General features: G+C 69.9%; 2 protein-coding genes and 3 pseudogenes. 4 read left to right on the top strand and 1 reads right to left on the bottom strand.

What is annotated here, in order from left to right; all coding sequences use genetic code 11:
* Positions 1-259: ABC transporter substrate-binding protein (locus AD428_RS21815; RefSeq protein ID WP_235491067.1), on the bottom strand; the 259-nt coding region annotated here is incomplete at its 3' end.
* A 10-nt stretch (positions 260-269) separates the two neighbouring features.
* Here AD428_RS21815 and AD428_RS21810 point away from each other — a divergent pair.
* The 4 genes and pseudogenes from AD428_RS21810 to AD428_RS21795 form a co-directional block, all read left to right on the top strand.
* Positions 270-650 (top strand): annotated as a pseudogene (locus AD428_RS21810) (lipid II flippase MurJ); the annotation flags it as partial.
* Positions 651-1,807 (top strand): annotated as a pseudogene (locus AD428_RS21805) (glycosyltransferase family 4 protein).
* A gap of 15 nt (positions 1,808-1,822) precedes the next feature.
* Positions 1,823-3,754, top strand: a complete 1,932-nt coding sequence (asnB, locus tag AD428_RS21800) for an asparagine synthase (glutamine-hydrolyzing) (protein WP_053246565.1) — start codon at positions 1,823-1,825, stop codon at positions 3,752-3,754.
* A 3-nt stretch (positions 3,755-3,757) separates the two neighbouring features.
* Positions 3,758-3,959: pseudogene (locus AD428_RS21795) on the top strand (glycosyltransferase family 4 protein); the annotation flags it as partial.

The raw sequence follows: 3,959 nt of genomic DNA, 5'->3' as shown, positions 1-3,959 counted from the left end.
CGTAGTTGTTGTTGGTCTGCAGCACGATGGGCGCGTTCTGGTAGCCCGCCTCCTTGAGCAGCGCCTTCGCCTTGCCAGGGTCGTTCTCGTTATAGCGGCCGTCGGTGGCCTTGCCGCCGTAGTAGGCGCCGTCCGGGTACACCATGGAGTGGTTCTTCCTCGACGCGCCGATGACTTTCATGATGTCGTCCACGTGCACCGCGGTGCGGATGGCCTGGCGCACCTGCGACTTGTCCGTGGGCGGCTGTTGCGAGTTCACGATGAAATACATGGTGGGCGCGGGCGCGGCGGCGGTGGCCGTGGGCTGGGTGCTGGCGCCGTGGGGCGTTTCCGTGCTGTTCGAACGCGGCGCCTTCACCGCCGCCAATACCCAGGCCGTGGCGCATGTGCTGCGCTGGGGCCTGCTGCAGTTGCCGTTCTATTTCGGCGTGCTGATCCTGGTGCAATTGCTTGCCAGCCAGAACCGCTACCGCATCATGGCGGCCATCGCGGTGGGCAATTTCGCGCTGAAGGCCGTGCTCAACATGGTGCTGGCGCCGCGCATGGGCGCGGCGGGTATCATGCTGGCCACCAGCCTGATGTATGTGCTGTCGTATCTGTGCTACCTGGCGGCGGTGTGGCGCAGGGAAACCCGAGACGAGGCTGCCTGAATGTCCCAGTCCGCGCCTTCCGCTCCGGGCGCCCGTCCCCTGCGGGTGCTGATCTTCATCCATTCGCTGCACGGCGGCGGGGCCGAGCGCGTGCCGGCCGACCTCAGCGCCCACTGGGCCGAGGCGGGCCGCGAAGTCATGGTGGCGACGCAGGCCGACGCCCGGGACGACGCCTACAGCTTGGATCCCCGCGTGCGGCGGGTGGTGCTGGGCACGGCGGGGCGAGGGCGGCGGCCTGCGCGGCCTGTTGGCCAACGCGCGCCGCGTGCGCGCCCTGCGCCGGGTGCTGCGCGAATTCCGCCCGGACATCGTGCTGGGCATGATGACCACGGCTTCCATTCTCGCGGTGCTGGCGGCGGCGGGCCTGGGCTGCCGCGTCATCGCCACCGAGCACACGCATCCGCCGTCACAGACGCTGTCGGGTTTCTGGCAGCGGTTGCGCCGGCTGACCTATCCACGCGCCGCGCGGGTGGTGGCGCTCACGCGCGGCACCGCCGACTGGCTGGAAAAGCACGTGCCGGGCTCGCGGCTGGCCGTCATCCCCAATCCGGTGCACTGGCCGCTGCCGCAGGGCGAGCCCCGGCTCGCGCCGCCCGCCGCGCCGCAGCGCAAGCGCCTGCTGGCCGTGGGGCGGCTGCATCCCGACAAGGGGTTCGATCTGCTCATCGACGCCTACGCGCGGCTCGCGCCTTCGCATCCCGACTGGGATCTGGTTATTCTGGGCGAGGGCGACGAGCGCGCCGCCCTGCAGGCGCGCATTGCCCAGGCCGGGCTGGAGGCCCGCGTGAGCATGCCCGGCCGCGCCGGCAACGTGGGCGACTGGTACCGCAGCGCCGACCTTTACGTGCTGACCTCGCGCTTCGAGGGGCTTTCCAATACGCTGCTCGAATCCATGGCGAGCGGCCTGGCCGCCGTCGCCTTCGACTGCGACACGGGGCCCCGCGAAATCATCCGGCCGGGCGTAGACGGCGTGCTGGTGCGGCCCAACGGCGACGTGCCGGCCCTGTGCCAGGCATTGGACGCGATAATGCGCGACGATGCCGCGCGCCAGCTCGATGGCGCAGGCGGCCACGGCGGTGCGCGAACGTTTTTCGGCCGCGCGCGTGCTGCGGCTGTGGCAGGACCTTTTTGACGGCGCGCTCCAGCGCCGCGGATAACGAGAAAACCCGATCATGTGTGGAATCGTCGGAATTTGGGGCCCCCTGGCCAACAAGGAACAGGCGCTTTCTGAAAGCTGCCGCCGCATCCGCCATCGCGGCCCCGACAGCAACGGCTACTGGGAAGACCCCGAGGCCGGGCTCGCGCTGGCGCACGTGCGCCTGGCCATCCTGGACCTCACCGAGGCCGGCCACCAGCCCATGACCTCGGCCTGCGGCCGCTACGTCATGGTGTTCAACGGCGAGATCTACAACCATCTGGATATCCGCTCGCAGCTCGAGAAGTCGGGCCTGGCGCCGGCATGGCGCGGCCATTCCGACACCGAGACGCTGCTGGCGGGCTTCACCGCCCTGGGCGTGGAGAGCACGCTGCAGGCCGCCGTGGGCATGTTCGCCATCGCACTCTGGGACCGCGCGGCGCGCAAGCTCGTGCTGGCGCGCGACCGCATGGGCGAAAAGCCGCTCTATTACGGCTACTCGGGCGCCAACCTGGTGTTCGCGTCGGAGCTGAAGGGGCTGATGCCCATCCCCGGCTTCGGGCGCAACCTGAACCGCAATGCGCTGGCGTCGTTCATGCGGCACAACTACATCCCGGCGCCGCAATCCATCTACGAAGGCATCGCCAAGCTGCCGCCGGGAGGCTGGGTGGAGTTCACCGCCGACGACACGCGCAGCCGCCGCATGCCGCAGCCGCGCGCCTACTGGTCCGCGCGCGACGAGGCCGATACCGCCTCGCAGTCGCTGCTGTCCTTCGATTCCGACGAGCAGGCCGCCGATGCGCTCGAGCAGGTGCTGTCGCGCTCGGTGGCGGGCCAGATGCTGTCGGACGTGGCGCTGGGCGCGTTCCTGTCGGGCGGCATCGATTCCTCCACCATCGTCGCGCTGATGCAGGCGCAGAGCGCGCAGCCGGTGCGCACCTTCGCCATCGGCTTTCACGAGAAGGGCTACGACGAGGCGCAGCACGCCAAGGCCGTGGCCACGCACCTGGGCACCGACCACACCGAACTGTACGTCACCGCCGAAGATGCGCTGGCCGTGGTGCCGACGCTGGCGGACATGTACGACGAGCCCTTCGCGGATTCGTCGCAGATTCCCACCTCGCTGGTCACGCGCATGGCGCGCCAGCACGTCACGGTGGCGCTGTCGGGCGACGGCGGCGACGAGCTGTTCGGCGGCTATTCGCGCTATTTCCGCGTCAACCGCTGGTGGGACCAGATTTCCCGCGTGCCCGGCCTGCTGCGCCATCCGGCGCGCGCGCTGCTCTCGGCTTCCACGCACCTGCCGGGCCGGGGCGCCTGGCGCGGCAAGGTCGGCAAGCTGGGCGAGCTCATGCGGGCCGGTTCGCGCGAAGAGTTCTACCGGCTCTTCGTGTCGTACTGGTCGGATCCCGCGCAGGTGGTCAAGGGCGGCGTCGAGCCGCCCTCGGAATTCGCGCGCACCATGAAGGGCTCGACCTTCGAGTCCATGATGAAGCTGGACACCATCACCTACCTGCCCGACGACATACTCGTCAAGGTCGACCGCGCCGCCATGGCGGTGAGCCTGGAGACGCGCGTGCCGCTCATCGACCACCGCGTGTACGAATTCGCCTGGAGCCTGCCGCACCGCTACAAGGTGCGCGGCAATACGGGCAAATGGCTGCTGCGGCAGGTGCTGTACCGCCATGTGCCGCAGGCGCTGGTCGACCGGCCCAAGCGCGGCTTCGCGGTGCCGCTGGCGGCCTGGCTGCGCGGCCCGCTGCGGGAATGGGCCGACGCGCTGCTCGACCCCGCCCGGCTGCGCCAGGAAGGATGGTTCGAGCCCGAGCCCATCCTGCGCAAGTGGCGCGAGCACCGCTCGGGCCATCGCAACTGGGACAGCCACCTGTGGGGCGTGCTCATGATGCAGGCGTGGCTGGACCGCTACCGCGGCGGCGCGGATCAGGGAGGATCGGCCGGGGGCCGTTGAGGCATGAAGATATTGATGCTGGTCAGCTCCATGCATGCGGGCGGCGCCGAGCGCGTGGCGGCCACGCTGGTCAACGCCTGGGCCGAGCGCGGCGACGACGTCACCCTCACGCCCACGTACTCGTCCAAGGGCACCTGCTTCTATCCGGTTTCCGAGACGGTGAGGCTGGCGTGCTGGCCGACCTGGCGGGCAACGAGGGCCTCCG

The sequence above is a fragment of the Achromobacter sp. DMS1 genome (genome assembly GCF_001270295.1).
Note: the sequence above shows the minus strand (reverse complement) of the source record. Positions and strands in the feature narration are given on the sequence as shown.